Origin of the sequence: Levilactobacillus hammesii DSM 16381 (genome assembly GCF_001434395.1) — a bacterium.
Classification (GTDB): Bacteria; Bacillota; Bacilli; order Lactobacillales; family Lactobacillaceae; genus Levilactobacillus; species Levilactobacillus hammesii.
Genome location: NZ_AZFS01000046.1, coordinates 100278 through 121330, shown reverse-complemented (window position 1 = coordinate 121330; position 21053 = coordinate 100278). Strand labels below are relative to the sequence as shown.

18 protein-coding genes are annotated in these 21053 nt (G+C 50.9%); 7 read left to right on the top strand and 11 right to left on the bottom strand.

All coding sequences use genetic code 11. From position 1 onward, the window contains the following. Window positions 1-129 precede the first annotated feature (129 nt). Entirely contained in the window at window positions 130-807 is a 678-nt protein-coding gene (locus FD28_RS04510; RefSeq protein WP_057733027.1) for a ComF family protein, read from the bottom strand. Further along, the gene (locus FD28_RS04505; RefSeq protein WP_057733025.1) at window positions 804-2120 is read right to left on the bottom strand and encodes a DNA/RNA helicase; all 1317 of its coding nucleotides are present in this window, start codon (window positions 2118-2120) and stop codon (window positions 804-806) included. Before FD28_RS04505 ends, FD28_RS04510 begins: the two co-directional genes overlap by 4 nt. Before the next feature lie 77 nt (window positions 2121-2197). Here FD28_RS04505 and FD28_RS04500 point away from each other — a divergent pair, with 77 nt between their 5' ends. Then, on the top strand, window positions 2198-2860 hold the full coding sequence (locus FD28_RS04500) for a YigZ family protein (RefSeq protein WP_057733023.1): 663 nt from the start codon (window positions 2198-2200) through the stop codon (window positions 2858-2860). 174 nt (window positions 2861-3034) lie between these two features. Here FD28_RS04500 and FD28_RS04495 read toward each other — a convergent pair whose 3' ends face one another. Further along, window positions 3035-4129, bottom strand: a complete 1095-nt coding sequence (locus FD28_RS04495) for a glycosyltransferase family 4 protein (RefSeq protein ID WP_057733021.1) — start codon at window positions 4127-4129, stop codon at window positions 3035-3037. A gap of 401 nt (window positions 4130-4530) precedes the next feature. Between FD28_RS04495 and FD28_RS04490 the strand changes: the two genes are divergently transcribed. The 4 genes from FD28_RS04490 (at window position 4531) to lrgB (FD28_RS04475) (ending at window position 7462) form a co-directional block, all read left to right on the top strand. Continuing rightward, window positions 4531-4971: a CidA/LrgA family protein gene (locus FD28_RS04490; protein WP_057733019.1), complete on the top strand. Its 441-nt coding sequence runs from the start codon at window positions 4531-4533 to the stop codon at window positions 4969-4971. Between the two features lie 77 nt (window positions 4972-5048). Continuing rightward, window positions 5049-5855, top strand: a complete 807-nt coding sequence (lrgB, locus tag FD28_RS04485; RefSeq protein ID WP_057733017.1) for an antiholin-like protein LrgB — start codon at window positions 5049-5051, stop codon at window positions 5853-5855. A 326-nt stretch (window positions 5856-6181) separates the two neighbouring features. Continuing rightward, window positions 6182-6631, top strand: coding sequence for a CidA/LrgA family protein (locus tag FD28_RS04480; protein ID WP_057733015.1), 450 nt, complete (start codon window positions 6182-6184; stop codon window positions 6629-6631). A 24-nt stretch (window positions 6632-6655) separates the two neighbouring features. Then, window positions 6656-7462 (top strand): antiholin-like protein LrgB, encoded by an 807-nt coding sequence (gene lrgB / locus FD28_RS04475; protein ID WP_057733013.1) that lies wholly within the window; start codon window positions 6656-6658, stop codon window positions 7460-7462. Window positions 7463-7729: 267 nt separating this feature from the next. Here the strand turns inward: lrgB (FD28_RS04475) and FD28_RS04470 are convergent, their stop codons facing one another. Continuing rightward, complete coding sequence (locus FD28_RS04470; RefSeq protein WP_057733011.1) at window positions 7730-9565, bottom strand: APC family permease; 1836 nt, start codon at window positions 9563-9565, stop codon at window positions 7730-7732. A gap of 466 nt (window positions 9566-10031) precedes the next feature. Between FD28_RS04470 and FD28_RS04465 the strand changes: the two genes are divergently transcribed. Next, window positions 10032-10871: a CatB-related O-acetyltransferase gene (locus FD28_RS04465; protein ID WP_057733009.1), complete on the top strand. Its 840-nt coding sequence runs from the start codon at window positions 10032-10034 to the stop codon at window positions 10869-10871. Window positions 10872-10946: 75 nt separating this feature from the next. On the opposite strand, the gene groL is transcribed toward FD28_RS04465, so the two are convergent. The 3 genes from groL to FD28_RS04450 form a co-directional block, all read right to left on the bottom strand. Continuing rightward, window positions 10947-12569 carry a chaperonin GroEL gene (groL, locus tag FD28_RS04460; RefSeq protein ID WP_057733007.1) on the bottom strand — a complete coding sequence of 541 codons (1623 nt, stop codon included), beginning with the start codon at window positions 12567-12569 and terminating at the stop codon, window positions 10947-10949. A gap of 65 nt (window positions 12570-12634) precedes the next feature. Continuing rightward, entirely contained in the window at window positions 12635-12919 is a 285-nt protein-coding gene (gene groES, locus FD28_RS04455) for a co-chaperone GroES (RefSeq protein WP_057733005.1), read from the bottom strand. A 584-nt stretch (window positions 12920-13503) separates the two neighbouring features. Beyond that, the gene (locus FD28_RS04450; RefSeq protein ID WP_020088177.1) at window positions 13504-14142 is read right to left on the bottom strand and encodes a redox-sensing transcriptional repressor Rex; all 639 of its coding nucleotides are present in this window, start codon (window positions 14140-14142) and stop codon (window positions 13504-13506) included. 405 nt (window positions 14143-14547) lie between these two features. On the opposite strand from FD28_RS04450, the gene FD28_RS04445 reads away from it, so the two are divergent. Next, window positions 14548-16500 (top strand): ABC-F family ATP-binding cassette domain-containing protein, encoded by a 1953-nt coding sequence (locus FD28_RS04445; protein WP_057733004.1) that lies wholly within the window; start codon window positions 14548-14550, stop codon window positions 16498-16500. 477 nt (window positions 16501-16977) lie between these two features. Here the strand turns inward: FD28_RS04445 and FD28_RS04435 are convergent, their stop codons facing one another. The 4 genes from FD28_RS04435 to tsaB all read right to left on the bottom strand — a co-directional run bounded on the left by FD28_RS04435 (window position 16978) and on the right by tsaB (window position 21002). Next, window positions 16978-18075: a winged helix DNA-binding domain-containing protein gene (locus FD28_RS04435; protein ID WP_057733000.1), complete on the bottom strand. Its 1098-nt coding sequence runs from the start codon at window positions 18073-18075 to the stop codon at window positions 16978-16980. Window positions 18076-18103: 28 nt separating this feature from the next. Continuing rightward, window positions 18104-19147, bottom strand: coding sequence for a tRNA (adenosine(37)-N6)-threonylcarbamoyltransferase complex transferase subunit TsaD (tsaD, locus tag FD28_RS04430; protein WP_057732998.1), 1044 nt, complete (start codon window positions 19145-19147; stop codon window positions 18104-18106). 528 nt (window positions 19148-19675) lie between these two features. Beyond that, window positions 19676-20296 carry a ribosomal protein S18-alanine N-acetyltransferase gene (gene rimI, locus FD28_RS04425; RefSeq protein WP_057732996.1) on the bottom strand — a complete coding sequence of 207 codons (621 nt, stop codon included), beginning with the start codon at window positions 20294-20296 and terminating at the stop codon, window positions 19676-19678. Continuing rightward, on the bottom strand, window positions 20280-21002 hold the full coding sequence (tsaB, locus tag FD28_RS04420; protein WP_057732993.1) for a tRNA (adenosine(37)-N6)-threonylcarbamoyltransferase complex dimerization subunit type 1 TsaB: 723 nt from the start codon (window positions 21000-21002) through the stop codon (window positions 20280-20282). Before tsaB ends, rimI begins: the two co-directional genes overlap by 17 nt. Window positions 21003-21053 lie beyond the last annotated feature (51 nt).

The following is a 21053-nucleotide window of genomic DNA, read 5'->3' as shown; positions in this document are numbered from 1 at the left end:
TCCCTTCAACCAAGATAACACCTGGTTTGCTCAGCATTAGAAGGACCACTCTTCTAATATGCTTTGCTTACTATTATTATAATAGAAAGCCCTATCAGAAACAATTATTCTCACGAAATTTAATCCGCCTCAACGCGCTAAAGTCAAGCTAGTAACCGCTTTCGCGCCTCCTAAATAAATTTGGTCAGCTGCGTGGCGCAAAGTCCGGCCCGTCGTGTAGACGTCATCCAGTAAAAGTACCCGTTGGCCAATCAAAATGGGCGCCACCTGTTCCACTAATTGAAAGGGTTGTGGTGTCAGTAATCGCTCTGCCCGTGTCTTGGCCGACTGTGGCCGTTTCTTATGGTCGTCCTTGACCGCCAACGCCTGATAATAGGGCTGATCCCGTAGCCACCCCGTCACCTGATTAAACCCCCGGGTTCGCCACGTTTGCTGGTCAATGGGAATGGGCACGAGTATATCGTACGTCTGCCGCGATAATGCACGGGAAAGCGGCGCCTGTAAGGCCTTGCGGAGCGCATAGTCCCCCTGAAATTTATACTGTTGCATGTAAGCTTTCATCCCCGCATCATAACGAAACAACGCGTGATTCTTCAGTGGGACCGCCTGCCAACGTTCGCAATCGTGACAGACCGTTCGGGTCGCCTGCTGTCGGCCACAGTCTGGGCACCGATTCCCCGTAATGGGGGTCAAGCGGTCCTGACAGCTGGGACACAGGGGTGGCTGGGGTAAGGGCCGCCACGCTAGGATCTCAGGAAGCGTCAGGGAAACTGGAAACGCCCGCTGGCACCAAACGCAAGTCGTCATGTGTGCCCACCCCGCTGCTTGCCCTGCCGATTCAGCCGGTCAATCATCACCTGGGCGCGGCGAATGGTTCGGGTTTGACTCTGGACATAGCAGGTCACCTCTCCCTTAGGAAAATCAGCGCTCCGCCCCGCTCGGCCCGCAATCTGAACCAGAGCTGCAGTCGAGAAGACCGCATCATCCCCACCCAAAATAACCACGGCGATATTGGGAAACGTTACCCCACGTTCTAGAATCGTTGTCGTCACTAGGAAGGACACCCGTTGGTCGCGCATCGCCTGCACCTTCGCCGTCCGGTCATGGTCAGCCGCATGAACACTAGCGCCCCCACGAATTCCAGCCAAGTCCAACGCTGCCATCACGAGCGGGAGATCCCGTACGTGCGGTACAAAGAGTAAGAAGCGCTGGCCTTGACGACCATAGCGCTGTAATTGGCGAACGAGCCCCTTGGGCAGGCGTTGCTTGGCCAACATCTGCCGCCAACGCCAAGCCAGTCTCACCTGAAGGCGTGGTAGGAGGAACCCGTGATAACGTAAGGGAAGATAGGTCACGGCAAGGGTCTGCCGGCGAATCTCCCGTTGCAACGCTTCACCCGGGGTTGCCGTCAGGTATAGGTGCTGGCCCGTTTCTTTCTCGGCGCGGGTGATGGCCCCCTGCAGCAGTGGACTGGTAGCCAATGGAAAAGCATCGACCTCGTCCACAACGATCCAATCAAAGGCCCGTTCGAACCTTAGCAACTGGTGCGTGGTACAGATCGTCAGCTGACTATAGGCGTAGGGGACGGTCTGTTCCCCGTACAACAAGCACTGGCTTACGTCTCGAAAGGCCGCGTGAATGCGGGGCGCCAACTCCAAGCACACGTCAACGCGCGGGGAAACCCAGGCAACGCGCCACCCTCGCGTCAGCGCCCAGTCTAACGCTGGGTAGACAATCTCCGTTTTTCCTGCCCCCGTCACGGCCCACAGCAACTGATCTTTCCCCTGCTGCACCTGGCGATAAATGGCCTCGGCCGCTCGTTGTTGATCGGCACTGAGCTTGCCCGCCCAGGTTAACCGAGACGCTGCCGGGATCGGGAAACGATTCGGCTCGGGAATAGTGTATAATTTAGTCTGCGAGGTCAGTCGTCCCATCTGCAGACACTGTCGACAGTACCAGGCCCCATTGGGCAAGCGATCCGTCTCAGCAAGCCATTGTTGGCACCGCTGACACTGGTATCGTTGACCAATGCGTTGGACGGCAACCTGCCCGTCTCCCAATTCTGGGATCACCCGATCAGCCGGCATACGGCGACCAAAAAATTCTGATAGCTCATTCATGACGTTCCTCCCATCTGATGGTACAGGAACTAACTCCGTAAAAAGCGGCTAAATATTTTTGAGAAAGGTGTTTTTTTATGGAAACTGACTACTTAACCATTCAAACAACCGGTCAACACGCCCTTGAGATTAAAAAATCGCGATTTATCACGGACATCGCCCGAATCACCAGCGAAGAAGAAGCCAAGGCCTTTCTGGCTGAGGTCAGCAGCCGTGAACCCAAAGCCAACCACCACTGTTGGGCCTACGTCCTCGGTGAACACGATGAGATTCAACGCGAGAGTGACAACGGTGAACCCTCTGGGACCGCTGGTGTCCCCATTCTCACTGTGCTGCAACGCAACCAACTCCACAACGTCATTGCCGTCGTCACCCGTTACTTCGGGGGCATCAAACTCGGTGCTGGCGGCCTGATTCGCGCTTACAGCAACGCGACGTCCACCGCCATCGAAGCCGTGGGTGTGGTCAAGCGTGTCCGACAACGCGCCATGACCCTAGCCGTGGATTACGCCAACTATGATCGCCTCAGTCACTACTTAACCGAGGAAAAGATCACCACGCTCGATACGACGTACACCGACAAAGTCGCGGTCACAATTGCCGTTGATTTAGATGCCGTGGCGGAAACGCAGCAGGCCATTACCGACCTTCTGAGTGATCGGCTCACACTGACGCTTGGTGAGATTGACTATCACGAAGTTCCCGTTGAGATTCATGCCAGCAGCCACGAATCAGATTAAAGCGTGGGCCAGAAGGTGCTTAGGAGCTGTCTTCTGGCCCACGTTTCGACTATATAAAATTAGAAATATTATTTACGAGCGTTAACGTAAGCACAGCAAAAAAATCAGCATTTACAGAAGGCTATCCTTCTGAAAATGCTGATTTTTGCGTCATATCCCGGACATCATTTTAATCTAATCTGAATTTTTAGAGGTGAGTTGCTTCACGATCCGTTTGATCCAATGCAATAACGGCTGCCGATCCGAACCGACCAAACCGATGGCTTCCACGAAGAGTTCCAAGCCGATCAGAATGGCAATGGTCAACAGGACGGAGCCCCAAATCGTGGACAACGGGTATAACAGTGAAATGAACGAAAAGATCAGCGCGATCCCATAAATGACCAACACCGTCTGCCGGTGCGTCAATCCCAGCTGCATCAAGCGATGGTGCAAATGGTGCTTGTCAGCGTGTGAGATTGGCTGCTTGTTCAGAATCCGGCGAATCATCGCATACACGGTATCCGTAATCGGCACGCCCAAAATGATCACGGGGATGATCACGGAAATAAAGGTCACGTTCTTCAAGCCATACAGCGAGAAACAGGCAATCATGAAGCCAATGAACTGGGCCCCCGTATCCCCTAAATAAATCCGCGCTGGGAAAAAGTTGTAAGGCAAGAAACCAACCATTGCGGCCACCAAGGCAAAGATCATAATGGCCACCCAGGTGTTCGCCACGTTAAGGAAGAATAACCCCGTAATCCCGGTCGTGGTCAATGCAATAATCGAAACACCCGTTGCCAATCCATCCAATCCATCAATCAGGTTGATGGCGTTGACAATCGCGACAATCCATAACAGCGTAATGGGCAGCGCAAGCCAACCAAAATGCCACGCCCCAATAAAAGGCAGTGTCAGATAACGCATGCGAACGCCGGCAACGAAGTAGACCTCGAGTGCCGCCGCTAATTGAAACATCACTTTCTGACGGGGCTTCAGTTCGAAGACGTCATCGATCATGCCTCCCGCGATGATAATACACTCCCCACCGAACAGGCCCCACAACTGTTGCGTTGGCATCTGGTCGCGTAAGAGAAACATGGTTGAAAAGGTAAACGCTATAAAAATCGCCAGGCCACCCAATGTTGGCATCGGGACCTTATTGACCCGTCGTTGATTCGGTTTATCCACCGCACCAATTTGAAACGCGAAGCGGCGTACAAACGGCGTTAGGACTGCGGAGATAATCATGGTAGCAAATAAGCTAACAATAATCTCAAATCTCATAAAGTGTCCTCTTTCTTTTCTACATATCTTTTGCTAATTATACAAATCTCCCAAATTAAACACAACCGCCATTTTAAGATTGTTCGGAAAAGTTAAGTTTTTCAATTGATCCCATCACTTTTCACAAACATAACTATTTTAATCACAGCTTAGTTAGTTCAACGAAAAACCAATGAAAACAAATGCCCAATGGATTCCCCTCAATATCAATAAATAAATATCCGTCAATCGCTGATTTAGCGGACATTTGGCTTGTGTAATGATAAGCGTCCCCATATAATGAGGTTAGTTTGAGCGTACTTAAGTGCTTATTGATATTCTTATAATAGCCGCCTGATTTCCTTGTGAAATTCTGGTGATTGCTGGTTGGATTCGGTGTTTTATCGAAAGGAGATTTTTCTATGGCTCGTCCAGATAAAGTTCCCCAAACAGAACCGACGACGGAAGAAAAACCGTCACCAATTATCGTGCAAATGGCCATCTTTGCCGCAATTCTGTTTGTCTCCAGTCTGATTTCCCCGCTCTTTCCGCCATCTTTTCCGGTTCCCACACCCGTTATCGGTCTAATCCTGCTCTACGTTTTGCTTGCAACGCACATCGTCAAGCTACGTAATGTCGAAAAATTCGGCGATTTTATGATTAGTCTGATTGCCTTTCTCTTCGTCCCTTCTGGTATTCAATTAGCCGCAAGCCTGAACATTTTAAAGACACAGGGACTGCAGATTGTAGGCGTTGTCCTGATTGCCACCATCGTCATGTTAGTCGTTGTGGCCTACACCACTGCTGGGATGATCTGGATTCGTAAGCACATCTTCCATCGCAGCGTCGACATCAAATCGTAATCATTGGCTGGCAGACTGTGTCAGCGACTTCATCATTTTAGGATCAATAGAAAATTGCATAAGAGAGATGAGTATCTATGATTATTTTGACAACCACACCGCACATGGCGGTCTGGGGCAAGTGGCTGGGTGACGCACTCGGAACCAATGCCGCTGGTGTCTCGGCTGGAAATGCTGCTTTTGGAATTTTTCTGTCCTTACTGGTCTATTTAATCGGTCAATGGCTATTTAAGCTTGGCAAGGGGTTCTTTCTCTTCCAACCGCTCTTTGTCGGCATGGTCCTTGGCATCTTCATTCTATTCTTACTAGCTAAAGTGTTTGGCACAACCACCGCAACCTTTTATAAATCCGCTTACAAACCCGGTGGTGACATTATTTTTTGGTTCCTGAACCCTGCAACTATTGCCTTTGCCATCCCCCTATACCGGCGTAACGACATCGTGAAACGCTTCTGGTTGGAGATTCTCCTGTCCCTCATCATTGGTCTCATAGCCTCACTGTTCTTCATTTACGGTGCGGCCAAGTTACTGGGACTCGATCACGTGGGGATCGCCTCCATGCTACCACAGGCGGCAACCACTGCGATTGCCATGCCGATTGCCAGTGCCATCGGTGGTAACGCTGCCGTTACCGCCATGGCCTGCATCTTAAACGCTGTGATTATCTACGCGCTGGGGGATTGGCTGGTTAAATTCTTTCGGATTAACCACGATCCCATTGGCGCTGGCCTGGGACTAGGGACGGCTGGCCATACCGTGGGCTCCGCCAAAGCCCTGCAACTGGGCTCGATTCAGGGCTCCATGGCCTCGATCGCGGTCGTCATTATTTCCATCGTGGTCGACATCGTGGTTCCCCCATTCGCCGCCTTGATGGGTCTAAAATAGCCCACTCAGGCAAAACGCTCACACTTTTTTTCGACGTTTTTTTCGAATTCAGTTCGTTTTAAGACGCTTGTGAAAAATTAGTCACGTTGAAAAGCTTTTTGAAACCTAGTTCGACTGCTTGCAGCACAATATCACTGCACAAGCCATCCCACAAACCGCGTCATACCGCAGATTACCCTTGTGCAAACCGTCAAAATCCCATATAATGATTATGAGCGATTGAGAGCGGTTTCACAACGAGTTTCATGTTGCCTCTGCCAAGGTTTTCCTTTGTGACCTCTCCCGCATCGCCGAACCAAGCTTTGCGTTTGAAAGGAGATTTTATCTTGGCTCAACAACATCCAACGACCCAGCCAGAGACTGCCGGGGAGCAGCCCACACCGATTTTGGGTCAAATGAGTATTTTCGCCGCAATTCTCTTTGTGGCAAGCCTAATCTCTCCCCTATTCCCCGCGTCACTTCCCGTTCCAACGCCAGTCATTGGGATTGTGATTCTCTACACCCTGCTGGCCACCCACATCCTAAAATTACGTAACGTTGAAAAGTTTGCCGATTTTATGATCAGTCTGATTGCCTTTCTCTTCGTTCCCGCTGGTGTTCAACTCGCAGCCAGTCTGGACATCTTAAAGGCCCAGGGCTTGCAGATTACGGCCGTGGTGCTCATCGCTACCATCGTCATGCTGGTGCTCGTCAGCTACACCGCGGTGGGCTTGATCTGGCTGCGACAACACCTCTTCCATCGCAAATCCGCGGTGGAACAAGAAACGACTCTTTAGCGCCTAAATTAAGAAGGTTATAACATGATAATTTTAGCGGAAAACCCCAATTTAGCGTTGTGGGGCAAATGGCTCGGCGACGGATTGGGAAACAACGCCGACGGCTCCACCGCTGGTAACGCCATCTTTGGTATCTTCTTGTCACTGGTCGTCTACCTAATCGGCCAATGGCTCTTCAAAATTAGTAAAGGTTTCTTCCTGTTTCAACCGCTCTTTGTCGGGATGGTTCTGGGGATTTTGGTCCTATTCCTCCTGGCCAAGGCCTTTGGCACCTCGACCGCCACGTTCTACCGCTCGGCCTACAAGCCCGGGGGGGATATCATCTTCTGGTTCCTCAATCCAGCGACGATCGCCTTCGCCGTTCCCCTCTATCGCCGGAACGACATTGTCAAACGTTTCTGGCTCGAAATCATTTTGTCCCTCATCATTGGCCTGAGCCTCTCATTATTGGTGATTTACGAGGCCGCTAAGCTCATTGGTCTGGACACCGTAGGAATTGCCTCCATGCTGCCCCAAGCGGCGACAACGGCCATTGCTATGCCGATCTCCAACGCCATCGGTGGCGTCGGTGCCGTGACTGCGACCGCCTGCATCCTGAATTCCGTCATCATCTACGCACTTGGCGATTGGCTGGTCAAATTCTTCCGGATCGACAAGGATCCCATTGGTGCCGGTTTAGGGCTGGGAACCGCCGGCCACACGGTGGGTTCGGCCAAGGCCGTCCAACTGGGCTCGATTCAAGGTTCCATGGCCTCGATCGCCGTGGTTATCATCTCGATTGTCGTCGATCTCCTGGTACCACCGTTTGCTTCATTGGTGGGCCTCCGATAAGTACCCCATAACTTTTAATTTGCGTCCCGTAAGGTCCAATGTGGCTTTACGGGATGTTTGCTTTCTTCCCCCGTCGATGCCAACGTAACCACAGCTGCCACAACGCTTCTACTAGTGTTGATGAAATACCCAAGTGTCAATATCTTTAGTTTCACGCCAAAACCAGACTATTACCCAAAAGGGGGTTGTCCGCTAATGATCCAGCACTTCAAGTTGCACCAAAAAAGTTCTCCGTAGCCACAATAATGGCTTCGAAGAACTTCGTAACTACTCTTTTAAATGATAATTGTAAGTTGAAACAATAATATTTTCCCGTGAATTCAGGGTCGTCCGCAGACGAAGCGCCGTTTGGTTATGCAAAACATTTTGCCAAGGATGCCGTGGCACGAACTGTGGCACCAACACCGTGGTGGTAAAGTTCCGCTCGGCCGCGCGTTTGGCAATCACATCACAGAACCGCAACGTCGGTGTCGCAATCGACCGGTAGGAAGAATGAATGTCCACAAACCGAATGTCTGGGAATTCCTCCTTGAACTCCTGCGCCGTCTTGTGTTCCTTCTCGGGATTCTCATCGAAGGACACGTGCATCGCGATGACGTAGTCCCCAATGGACCGCGCGTAGTTAATCGCGCCGGCCGTCACCCGGGTAATGTTGCTGACCAAGACAATGACGGTAGCCCCGTCGTATTCGTGCATGTCAGCCTTCGTCTTTGCTGCCACCCGTAATTGTCGCGCAACCTTTTTGTAGTGTTGATTAATGCGATAAAACAGCAGCAACAGCAATGGCATGATGATCAGGTATGGCCAGACGTTGGCAAACCGCATGAATAATAGAATGGCAACCAAGCCGACCGATATCAAAGCCCCCACTAAGTTAATGAACGCTTTTCCTAACCAGAAGCCCTCTCGGACGCGGAACCAGTGGATGATCATGCCGGATTGCGATAACGTAAATGGCACGAAAACCCCGATGGCATACAGTGGAATCAAGAGCGTCGTTTGCCCATGGAAGATAAAGATCAGCACAATGGCACCGACGGCTAGGGAAATGATCCCGTTGGAGTACCCCAGTCGATCCCCTCGGTCCAGGTAAGCATGGGGCAGGAATTTATCCTTCGCCAAGTTGTAGGCCAGAATAGGAAACGCTGAGAACCCAGTGTTCGCCGCAACCGCTAAAATCAAAGCCGTTGATAATTGTAACAGGTAGTAGATAACCCCATGGCCGAAGACGCCGATCCCAATCTGGGAAAGCACCGTCTGCCCGGCTTCGGGACGAATCCCCATGTAATAACTGAGGAACGTGATGCCACCGAAGAAGATCGCCAGGATCGTCGCCATAATCGCCAACGTCGCCGCGGCATTATGACTCTTCGGCTTCTTAAAGTTTGGCACGGCATTACTGATGGCTTCAACCCCGGTCAAGGAAGAAGACCCAGAGGAGAATGCCCGGAAGAACAGTAACAGGGTCATGCCTTGAACCGATCCCCCCAGATGTGCCGATGCATGGTACGTAATGTTTCCCGTTAAGATGTTATAGAGGCCGACCCCAATCATGACCACGATCATCAAAATGAAGAAATAGACTGGTCCGGTCAGGAATGAAGCGGACTCCCGCATCCCCCGCAGATTCAATAACATAATCCCAATCACAATGAGCACCGAAATCAGCACTGAATATGGGGATAACGCCGGAATTGCGGCGGTAATAGCTTCCGTTCCAGAAGTCGTTGAAACGGCCACGGTCAACATATAATCAACCAAGAGTGATCCACCAGCGACTAATCCCGCTGATTTTCCCCAATTGGTACTGGCCACCACATAGGCACCACCACCGGATGGATAGGCATGGATAATCTGTTGGTAAGAAAGCGTGATCGCAAACAACAGAACTAAGACCAGTGCAGCAATCCATAATTGATACATCAAGGCTGCCGCAGATAAGGTGATCAGAACGGTCGTAATTTGCTCAGTACCATAAGCCACGGAGGACAATGCGTCAGATGACAGTAAGGCTAATGCCTTAAACTTGGTCAACGCCTGACCGCCTTCATCCATGGTCTTTAGGGGTTTACCAATTAAAACCCGCTTTAAATAACGCCACATGACTACTTACTCCTTATCTCCATAAATAATGAAAACGGGCTCGCACCCGTCAAAAAAGTCTTAATTAACTCGTTCCAAATTCAAACGCAAACGTAATTCTACTACAACTAGCTCCACAATACCACTCTTGTTCAGCTTAGCAACTAAGAAAACGGCAAATGGTGTGATCACCTTATCTAGTTGGGGCTAACCCATACCTGTCATGGTACAAAAGAAAGCGGTTACGTGTTCGTGAGGCTTCCGTTCAAATTTACAACGCTTTTCCCCGGCCAACACGCATCGTCAGCCTTTGGCGGGGTTAGGTCAATCACTTAACCTTCTAGGCGCAACTTCACGCAATACCGGCAGCACGGTGCTTCCCCCTTATTGAATAAACTTACCCGCAAGATCTGCGGATGCCCCTATCCCCATTTTATGGCGCCTTAACGTACACTAGTCTTAATCTCAGTAAAAGGACGTGGCAGCTATGTCGACCACCATTAATGGCGTTACCTTCTATCAAGACAATCTCGTTGTGACCCACTCACATCACCGACGATGCCTGCCGGTCACTCAAGAACTGCTCGCTTGTTTGGCAGCGCGTCACCTCTATCTGACGCCCCGCAAGCGTAACGGCTCTCGGCTCCACGTAGGAGAGTCGCTACAGGTTCCCCTGACTTTTCAGGCCGAAGCTTACAGCATCTTTCTGACCGGCCACCAACTCTTCAGTATGGGGGCCTTCAGCTCATCCAACAGCGCGTTGCCCGTCAATTCCATCGTTGGCCGTTACACGTCCATTGCGCACAACGTCAGCCGCATGCAGGGGAGCCACCCGTTAGACCGATTCACCACCTCCATGCTGACTTATGGCTACTGGGTGGATGCCTTCAATGACTACTTGGCGGACACCGAGAATCACTTTCAACACGTACCTAACCCCGTAGTCAATGGTGGCCCGCTCATCATTGGCAATGACGTCTGGATTGGCCAGGACGTTCGTTTTGCCCCCACTGGGGTGACCGTGGGCGACGGCGCCGTGATTGCGGGTGGCGCCCTAGTCACCAAGGACGTGCCTGCCTATGCCGTGGTCGGTGGCGTCCCCGCGCACATCCTCAAATACCGTTTCCCGGCCCCCGTCATCGCCCGGTTGCTAGACTTACAATGGTGGCAATACGGTTTTGGTGATTTTCGCGACATCACGGGCGATGAACCCATTACCACCTTTATTGACAAACTGGAGCGACAGATTGCGGCGGGTGATTTACAGCCATTCACGCCACCCAGCACCTCGCTGGCTGACTTGTTGGCCACCGTCCCCGCCAACTAATTCAGGACGCAAAGAAGCCAACCGAAAACTCGGTTGGCTTCTTTCATTCACACTAGCAAGCTAGCGTTTAATTTTTTACATCATGCCGCCCATACCTGGGTTAGCAGGTGCAGCAGGTGCTGGGTTGTCTTCTGGCTTGTCAGCCACAACGGCTTCAGTCGTCAACAACAATGCGGAAACGGATGCGGCGTTTTGCAGAGCAGAACGGGTAACCTTGGTTGGGTCGGTGATCCCGGCCTTAACCATGTCTTCGTATTGGTTGTCAGCAGCGTTGTAACCAACGCCTTCCTTTTCACCCTTCAGGTGTTCAACGACAACGGAACCTTCGACACCCGCGTTTTCAGCGATCTGACGGACAGGTTCTTCCAGAGCACGGAGCACAATGTTAACCCCGGTCTGTTCGTCGCCTTCGGCCTTAACGGCAGCAACGTCCTTGATCACGTTGATCAAAGCAGTCCCACCACCAGCAACGAAGCCTTCTTCAACAGCGGCACGCGTTGCGTTCAAAGCATCTTCAATGCGGTATTTACGTTCCTTTAATTCGGTTTCAGTTGCGGCACCGACACGAACAACGGCAACCCCGCCGGCTAACTTAGCCAGACGTTCCTTCAGCTTGTCACGGTCGAAGTCAGAGGTTGTTTCTTCGATTTGGCCCTTGATTTCAGCAACCCGGTTAGCGATTTGATCCTTGGCACCAGCACCTTCAACAACCGTGGTGTTGTCCTTGGTAACGTTAACCTTTTGTGCTTGACCTAATTGATCGATCGTGGTGTCCTTCAAGTTAAGACCTAAGTCATCAGTGATGACCGTCCCACCCGTCAGAACGGCGATGTCTTGCAAGGTAGCCTTACGACGGTCACCAAAGCCAGGTGCCTTAACAGCAACCACGTTGAAGGTCCCACGCATCTTGTTCAGAACCAACGTTGGTAAAGCTTCACCGGTGATGTCATCGGCAATGATCAGAAGTGAACGGCTTTGTTCAACAACGGATTGTAATAAGGGTAAGATGTCTTGAATGTTGGCAATCTTCTTATCCGTAATTAAGATGTAAGGATTGTCCAAGTTTGCTTCCATCTTGTCGTTGTCGGTAACCATGTATTGTGACATGTAACCACGGTCAAATTGCATCCCTTCAACAACGTCCAAGCTGGTATCAACACCACGGGATTCTTCAATAGTGATAACCCCATCGTTACCAACCTTTTCCATGGCATCGGCAATCAACTTACCGGTTTCTTGGCTAGCTGAAGAAATTGAGGCGATTTGGGCGATATCGTCCTTGGTCTTAACGTCATGGGACATCTTGTGTAACCCATCAACGGCGGCCTTCGTTGCCTTTTCGATCCCGCGACGGATACCAACAGGGTTAGCACCGGCAGTCACGTTCTTCATACCTTCGTTAACGATAGCTTGCGTTAAAACAGTGGCAGTGGTCGTCCCATCACCAGCGATGTCGTTGGTCTTAGAAGCAACTTCGGAAACCAACTTGGCACCCATGTTTTCGAAGTGATCTTCGAGTTCGATGGACTTAGCAATCGTGACCCCATCATTCGTGATGGTTGGGTTGCCGTAACTTTGTTCCAAAACCACGTTACGCCCTTTAGGTCCAAGGGTGGTCTTAACTGTGTCAGCTAACTTATCAACACCGGCAAGCATCTTGCTGCGGGCATCTTCAGAAAATTTCAATTCTTTAGCCATTTTATAAATTCACCTCATACTAAAATTTTTGAATGATTTGGATAGTCTTCTTAATTGGAAAAAGATTAGTCAACGACAGCGACTAAATCCTTTTCATGTAAAACAAGGTAAGTGGCGTCTTGGTACTTCACTTCAGTACCAGCATACTTGTCAAACAATACCTTGTCGCCAACCTTAACAGTTGGGGCTACCTTTTCGCCATTGTCTAACACACGGCCATCACCGACAGCTACGACGTTTGCCGTTTGTGGCTTTTCTTGAGCGTTACTTGCGAGCACAATGCCGCCAACCGTGGTTTCTTCTTCTTCTGGTTGATCCAAAATGACGCGGTCTCCTAATGGTTTTAACACTTGAATCCCTCCAATGAACTTACTTTTTAGCACTATTAGCACTTGACTAACATAAGTGCTAATCAACAATATCTAATATATGGTTTTTCCATATAAAAATCAAGGAATTTGACAAACAATTTCCGGGATTCAGCGGGGCCCGCTTGCCACAGTCGGTGCGGCTGTGGGGTTACTGCGTCTCACATCATACTTTCAGTTGGCAGTTATCAAGAAGTCCCATTTGTCTGACCACGATGGGCGCACTGCAGCTGCCAGGGATTCCACCTGCCGTGGGGACGCTTCAGACTGGAAGAACAACAGTCTTCTCGCTCGCTTTGAACCCCCGAAAATAGCTGTAAGTGACGACTACCTGATATTTTAAATCCAATTACTGACAGGTATTATAATCATGCTCATAATTGTCTGGGAACACTCTGTCTTCCCACCGGTAAGGCGATGGACACCACCTAATTACCTAGTGTTTACCCCCTACCTTTTCAGCCGTCTTATCAAAAAAAGTGAGACTGATTTCGTGTTTTTTTCGTTTGTATCTATAAACAGGCGCATAAAAAAAGAGCCCGGCATGACTGCCAAGCTCTCACGGTTTAACTTAAATTGTTGTAATGCTCCAGGAAGTAGATCAACGTCTGTAATTCGTTGGTCAGATCCACATTTTGCACCCGCACACCCTTAGGCACGGTAATCCGCAGTGGTGTGAAGTTCAGGATACCTTTGACACCGCCAGACACGGCCTCATCGGTAACCTCTTGCGCAACTTGAGATGGCACGGTTAAAATGGCCACTTCAATCTGTTGTTCTTCCAGTTGGGTTCGTAGATCCGTCATTGGGTAGATGGGCACCCCACTTTGGATTGTGTTAGCAATCTCTTGCTTAACGTCAAACGCCGCACTGATCCGAACATTACTGTCCTGATGGAAATTAAAGTTTAACAGGGCGTGGCCTAAATTTCCCACCCCAATCAAGGCAACGCTGGTTAAGCGATCCTGATTCAGAATTTTCTTAAAGAACTTGATTAAACTTTCAACGTCATAACCATAGCCCCGTTTGCCGAGGGCACCAAAGTACGAGAAGTCTCGACGAATTGTTGCGGAATCGACCTTAACGGCTTCGGACAATTCAGTCGAAGACACCCGGGTTTTATCGGCGTCTAGCAAAATATTGAGATAGCGATAGTAGATGGGCAAGCGTTTAGCTGTCGCCCGGGGAATTTTTTGTTCTGTCAAAAACGAGACCTCCTAATCAAAGAAACTGGCTACCGTTCACAAGCGATAGCCTCATATTTAAATAATTGTCTGGATTGTGAAATCAACTTTCTTATAGATTATAGCATAACCGTTCATCTTGTGAAAGAATTTGCAAGTTTTTTTCACAATTTCTTTGCTAATTTCGGTCTCCGTGTAGAATATGCTAAAATAGTGACTATACGTATACTGGTCATCGTTTTCTCTCAATAGCGAGGCCACGTACGGTTCCAGGTGCCGATTGCGGCCGTCTGGGGGTCAGCACAACGGCTCACCTTGACTGGCGAAATCGTGCACAAAAACCGTGCGATCCACAACGAAATGTGACCCTTAATCAAAATATTTAAAACGTATACCCTAAAACACCCTAAAGGAGGTTGGTTTACCGTGATTCTCTTACAAGTGCAACAAGTCACCCGACGTTTCGGCGCAACCGTTCTATTCGAAAACGTCAGCATGGACGTGCCCGAACACGGCCGGGTGGCCCTCGTTGGCCGAAACGGCGCGGGCAAATCTACCCTATTGAAAATGATCGCTGGCGAAACCATGCCCGATGTCGGTCAAATCACCACAAAGCGCGGCCTGACGATGGGCTACCAAGCGCAAAATGCCGGCCTCGCTTCAACTAAAACGGTCTGGAACGAAATGCTCAGCGTCTTTGCCAAGCTTATCGCCATGGAAGATCGCATGCATGCCCTTGAACAACAAATGAGCGACCCCAACGTCACCGCCAACTCGGAACAATTTGCGCAGATCAGTTCGAGTTATGATCAGCTCCAACAAGACTTCAGTGATCAAAACGGCTACGGCTACCAGGCCGAGATTCGTGGCGTTCTTCACGGGTTCGAATTTGACGAGAGCTACTATGACAAGCCCATTAACGAGCTGTCTGGTGGGCAACGAACTCAGTTGGCTCTGGCTAAGCTTTTGCTGGAACGCCCCGATCTGTTGATCCTGGACGAACCGACCAACCACTTGGACGTGGAAACGTTGACCTGGTTGGAAGGCTATCTGCAGGGTTATCCCGGCGCCATTCTAGTCGTCTCCCATGACCGGTACTTCCTCGATCACGTGGTCAACGACGTCTACGATATGGCTCACGGCGGGCTCGACCACTATCCCGGAAACTATTCCCACTACATCGCAGCCAAGGCCGAACGTCTGCGTTTAGCCTGGAAGGAATACGATAAGCAACAGGCCGAGATTAGTAAGCTCGAAGATTTTGTAAACAAGAACATCGTCCGGGCTTCGACGACCAAACGCGCACAGGCACGTCGTAAACTGTTAGAAAAAATGGACAAGATGGATCGACCCGAGGGTGACGAAAAGGCGGCACGGTTCAGCTTCCAGCCCAAGCGTCAGAGTGGTAACGTGGTCCTCGACGTCGTCAATGGCGCCGTGGGCTACGATGGCCAGATTCTAGCGGCCCCTGTCACCTTAGACATCAAAAAGCATCAGGCCGTTGCCATCGTTGGCCCGAACGGTATTGGAAAGTCGACTCTCCTGAAGACGATCTTGGGACGAATTCCCGCCATTCAGGGGCAGATCATCTTCGGTACAGGCGTGGACACCGGGTACTACGACCAAGATCAGGCGACACTCCACGATAAGAAGTCCGTCTTACATGAATTGTGGGACGACCATCCTACCACGCCAGAGGGCGACATCCGCTCGATTCTTGGCAGCTTTCTCTTTACCGGTGCCGACGTCGACAAGAGTGTGCACAGCCTGAGTGGTGGTGAACGCGCCCGGCTACTGTTAACCAAGCTGGCCATGCAACACGACAACTTCCTAATGCTGGACGAACCCACTAACCACCTGGACATTGATAGCCGTGAGGTGCTGGAAACCGCGCTCAATGAATTCGACGGGACCATCCTGTTCGTTTCCCATGACCGGTACTTCATCAACCAAGTGGCCACGCAAGTCGTCGAACTCAGCCCCGAAGGCACCACGCGCTACCTAGGAAACTACGATTATTATGTCTCCAAGAAGGCCGAACAGGATGCCTACGCCGCCAAGGAAGCCGCCGAAGCTGAGGAGGCCCACCCCACCGTTGTGGCACCCAAGCAGACGCAGGTCGACTACCAGGCACAAAAGGATCAGGCCAAGGCCAAACGAAAGCTCAGCCGCCAGGTGAACGCCCTTGAGGAACAGATGGGCAAGTTGGAGCAGCAAAAGACCGCCGTTGAAACCGAAATGAGCAAGGAAGAAAACTTCAACGATGCCGGTAAGCTCGCCGATCTACAAGAGCAACTCACCGCCGTCACCTCTGAGCTCAGTGAGACCGAGGATTCGTGGACGGAGAAGAGTCTTGAATTAGAAGACTTTGCGGATTAGATCATGGTCGTTATCATCAACCGACTTAAGGGGCAACCTCGGGGAGCTTGGGGGCTATAGGTGGTTGATGCCATTTCACAAATAATTTCTTGGGGAGACGTCACTTTATGTTTAAACGAGTTAAGCATTATTATCAAAAAAGCTATGCCAAAACGAATGATCTGTTTAAAAATTATTCCAAATGTTTTAGAGTGCTATCTTTTTGGTCGGGGGCCATCATAACCCTGCAACTGGTTTTAATTTTCTTTCCAGAATCCTTGCTAACGATTGTGTTTGAATTTCTAGGCCTCGCCTATATGATCATCGTGTTTAGCCTGTTTCTGGTAGAATCGATCATTCACGGTGTTAGCTACTTGAAAAGTAATCAGTGATTCCGTTTAAGGGGACATCATTTGCACGCACAATAAAGATGGCTTCATCCCAACATTTGGGATGAGGCCATCTTTTTCTAACGAAATTAATAAGTATACCGACAAATCACGTCAACGACTTCAGCTTTGCAGCGTCCGTCAACGTATAGCCACCGTAATCGACCTGTAAGAACCGGGCAACCCGGTCAAAATCTTCATCCAATTGATTGTGATCGTAGGCACCCCAACACGTCACCTGGAATTGCACCTGTTGCCGCACAACCTGACATGACCAGCGACCAACGACCGTCCCGTTCGCCATAATCGGCGCACGCAATAAGCCATTCTTGGTCCACAACTGCTGGCGAACCTTTTCTGGCGCAAACCATGCCTTGTCCCGATACCCCGTCATCAACGAACTAAAGCCCGCCGTAATCAGGGTTAAGTGTGCCACCTGATCGACGATTGCCGCCAACTTACCCGCAGGTACCTCTTCGAGAAGCCACAACTGCGTCCCATCAACCGTGACGGGCACCATTTCTGGAGCAACCTGCTGCCAAGCGGGACGAACGTTAGTGATTTTAATGCCCGACCATTTCACGAAATCCTGAATGGTGGCTGGCCCAAATCCCTGTAAGTAACGTCGAATCAACTCTTCAGTCGCTAGTTGCTGCGCCAACAAGTGCCCCTCAACCGGAGCAAATAAGGTTCCCGGCGCCTCATCGGTGGTCGGTTTCAGCCAGACCTGCCCCCGAGCCGTCAGTACCTGTAAAATGGCATAATCCAGATAATGTGGTCGGCTCGCATACCAGTCAAAATTCTCCTGCAAGTACGCCGCATAATCTGCGCGCGTCAACTGCCCCGTCTCCTGAAGGACTTGGGCGACCTTCGACACGGCAGCCATGACTTGCGGTGCAAATCCCTGAAAATAAGCCTTCGGTAGTCGCTCGTTTTGCCGCGCAGAAATCACTAACCGCCAATCCGCCGGTGTCAGCAGGTGAATCGTCCACCGCTGGGCCCAGGTGCGCACAATTCCCTGTTCCCGATAAAATTGGTAGAGCTGCTCCCGGGTAACCCCCGTCTGCAGGGCGACGTTGAGCTCGGCTTCGCGTTGATTTTGGGCCTGTAAGCCCACGATATTAGTAAAGGGCGCCGCCAACTCAGCACTCGTTGTCAGCAACCCCTGTTGGTACAGGCGGTAGGCAAACAGTTCGGCTTGATTCATGGCACGCCCTCCTCTTAAGCTTTTCAATTTATTTAGCAGAATTGGCGGCCCAGTCGAATTCCAGACTAGGATCAGCATTCAGTGTCGCGTCCGCAAAAACGCCGTGTTGGTAGGCCACATATGCAAAGGCCCCGATCATCGCCGCGTTATCGCCACACAACTTCAACGGCGCCTTCACCAAGTGCGTCGTTGGATTACTCGTGAGGTCGCGTTCCAAGCGTTCCCGCAGGCCTTGGTTAGCCGCCACACCACCGGCCAAAATCAGCTGGTGAACCGGGTAATCGGCTAATGCGCGTTGCGTCTTTTCAGCCAGAACATCAACGACGGCTTGTTGGAAACTCGCCGCGAGGTCCTGTTTGCTCAGCGTTTCGCCAATCTGATCGGCATGGTGCGTCGTATTGATAAAGGCACTCTTCAACCCACTGAAGCTAAAGTCAAAGTTGTTGTCCTTCTCCATGGCGCGGGGGAACTTGAACGTATCTTTCCCCTGGTGCGCCCACTCATCAACGGTCTTACCGGCAGGATAGTTCACGCCCATGACCCGGCCGACCTTATCGTAGGCCTCACCGGCGGCGTCATCACGCGTCTCGCCAATGATTTCAAATTGGTTCTCGGCGGGCATGTAAACCAACTCCGTATGTCCTCCTGAAACCAACAGCGCCAACGCTGGAAATTCGATGGGTTCCACGTAACGTGCCGCGTAGATATGCCCCGCCATGTGGTTCACCGGAATCAGCGGCAGGTTGTGGGCAAACGCCACCGTTTTCGCCGCCGTAACGCCAATGAGTAACGCCCCGACGAGTCCCGGACCATACGTGACGGCCACGGCATCGAGATCATCGTAGCCAACCTCGGCCTCGGCCAAAGCGTCCTTGATGCACAACGTCACTTCTTCAATGTGGTGCCGACTCGCTACTTCGGGAACCACTCCGCCGAACCGTTGGTGACTCTTAATCTGGGTCGCCACGATGTTGGACAGGATCTTACTGCCATCCTCAATGACGGCCACACTGGTCTCGTCACAACTCGATTCAAACGCTAAAATCAAATTTCGCTTTTCCGTTGGACTCACTCCTCTTCTTCATGCCTGGTTAACATACTTTTCAATATTCTTACTTATCGATTAAGGGTTGAAAAACAAAATACCTGCAGCGTCCCAGTATTGATAAGCATTCGCGCCACTAAACTAATCTAACGTGGGCGCACTACGGCTGCCAGGGATTCCGCCTGCTGTGGGGACGCTTCAGACCGAAGAAACACCAGTCTTCTCGCTCGATTTGAAGCCACGAAGAACACGTGTCTCCAAAGTCGCCCGTGCTGTAAACTGGCTGAAAAAACGCCAGTTAACACCACTTTTACGGCCGGCTCCGTCCCTGGCCTCCTCCGGCTCTGATTGTGTTTTATCACAACAAATCGTTCGAAAACGTGACTACCCTGCATATTTGGTTCAGTTAATAACGACTGCGACAGTCAGCATCTCAGTCAGTTAGGAACGCCACGTAAGCCAAGAGGCCATATCTGTCGACCGGTAAAGCGGACTTTCCCCTCACCAGTCACGCAAAAAGCGGGTGGCCATTGCCAGCCCGCCAATGTACGGTGATTAATTCTGCTCGCGCGTCTCCGGTGCCACACCCTTCTCAGCCTCGTCCTCATTTTCATTGAGGAACAACACCATATCGGCGGCATCTTCGTGATCACCAAAGTAGTAGCCCCGCTTGATGCCAGTCTGCTCAAATTGCAGATCCCGGTACAGACGTTGGGCATTCTGGTTGGACACCCGCACTTCTAAGCTAACCGTCTTATAGTTCAGCTTACGGGCCTTACGAATCATAATGCCCAGCAGGAACCGTCCCAGGCCCTTGCTCTGATACTCCGGTAGAACGGCAATGTTGGTGATGTGCGCATCACGATTGCGCTCATCAAAAGTGCTGCCAATAAAGGCCAACAACTTATCATTCTTCCGAATAACCAAATAAAGCCGATCCTTTTCTCGCCGCAATTCATTAGCAAAGGCCGTTGAATCCCACGGTGCTTGGCCGGAATAGACGGCTCGTTCGATTTCGATCATTTCCGGAATGTCGGTAAATAGGGCCTTGGCCACAAAATAGGTGACCCCGTGAATGTCGACCCGATGATTTTTAACGTCCATGGTCTCCTCGCGCACAACTTCTCGCCGACTACCAAATACATTTTTATACCAATTTTTAAATTTTTTCAACATACGATCCGGTATCCTCTTCTGGGTTCTTGGCACGCCATTCGGCTTCAGCTTGCGTCAAACGTAAATAGTTCGGCACGAACCGATCAACATCACTTACGGGTTCCATCTGCCGGCCCAATAAACCAATCGTGGCCACCTGTGGCAGGTTTAACCAAGCACTAATGGCCGGCGTCGCTGCAGAGATCGTCGTCCCAATCAGATCATTGAAGTGCGCGGCATCGCCCAGGAACCAGACGGGCTCCCCGTATTCACCGACTGCCGTTAGAAAAGCCGTAATACTGGTATGAGCATCCGCAATTTCCACGGTAGGGGCCCCGTTCTTAATCCGGTACAAACCGGCAAAAACGTTCTGGTTACGGGCATCAAAGATCGGTGCCACCAATGCCCCTTCAACCGGCACATTGGCGGCCAGGGTTGCCAGACTGGAGACGGCAACCAGGTCAATACCTAAGGTTGCGGCCAAGGTTTTGGCCGTCGTCACCGCAATCCGAATTCCCGTATAGGAACCCGGACCAGCCGCTACGACCACCCGATCCAAGTCGGTAGGTTTCAATTCGGCCATTGCCAAGAGCCGTTCAATCTCTGGCAACAGGTACTCTGCATGTTTCTGATGAACCGTGACCGTGATGGCTGCCAACACCGTGGCATCATCCAAAACGGCAACACTGAGCGGACGATTCGATGTATCAATTGCTAAAATCTTCATATTTGCTTGAGTTCCCCTTCATGTGTCTGGTGACCACAGCCAGCACCGGGA

What these genes read in the sequence shown, in the direction of transcription:
- rimI (WP_057732996.1), bottom strand. Translation starts at nt 20,296, where the DNA reads ATGTTGAAAAAATTTAAAAATTGGTATAAAAATGTATTTGGTAGTCGG.
- FD28_RS04510 (WP_057733027.1), bottom strand. Translation starts at nt 807, where the DNA reads ATGACGACTTGCGTTTGGTGCCAGCGGGCGTTTCCAGTTTCCCTGACG.
- FD28_RS04500 (WP_057733023.1), top strand. Translation starts at nt 2,198, where the DNA reads ATGGAAACTGACTACTTAACCATTCAAACAACCGGTCAACACGCCCTT.
- FD28_RS04465 (WP_057733009.1), top strand. Translation starts at nt 10,032, where the DNA reads ATGTCGACCACCATTAATGGCGTTACCTTCTATCAAGACAATCTCGTT.
- lrgB (WP_057733017.1), top strand. Translation starts at nt 5,049, where the DNA reads ATGATTATTTTGACAACCACACCGCACATGGCGGTCTGGGGCAAGTGG.
- tsaB (WP_057732993.1), bottom strand. Translation starts at nt 21,002, where the DNA reads ATGAAGATTTTAGCAATTGATACATCGAATCGTCCGCTCAGTGTTGCC.
- FD28_RS04490 (WP_057733019.1), top strand. Translation starts at nt 4,531, where the DNA reads ATGGCTCGTCCAGATAAAGTTCCCCAAACAGAACCGACGACGGAAGAA.
- groL (WP_057733007.1), bottom strand. Translation starts at nt 12,569, where the DNA reads ATGGCTAAAGAATTGAAATTTTCTGAAGATGCCCGCAGCAAGATGCTT.
- FD28_RS04495 (WP_057733021.1), bottom strand. Translation starts at nt 4,129, where the DNA reads ATGAGATTTGAGATTATTGTTAGCTTATTTGCTACCATGATTATCTCC.
- FD28_RS04470 (WP_057733011.1), bottom strand. Translation starts at nt 9,565, where the DNA reads ATGTGGCGTTATTTAAAGCGGGTTTTAATTGGTAAACCCCTAAAGACC.
- FD28_RS04435 (WP_057733000.1), bottom strand. Translation starts at nt 18,075, where the DNA reads ATGAATCAAGCCGAACTGTTTGCCTACCGCCTGTACCAACAGGGGTTG.
- FD28_RS04505 (WP_057733025.1), bottom strand. Translation starts at nt 2,120, where the DNA reads ATGAATGAGCTATCAGAATTTTTTGGTCGCCGTATGCCGGCTGATCGG.
- lrgB (WP_057733013.1), top strand. Translation starts at nt 6,656, where the DNA reads ATGATAATTTTAGCGGAAAACCCCAATTTAGCGTTGTGGGGCAAATGG.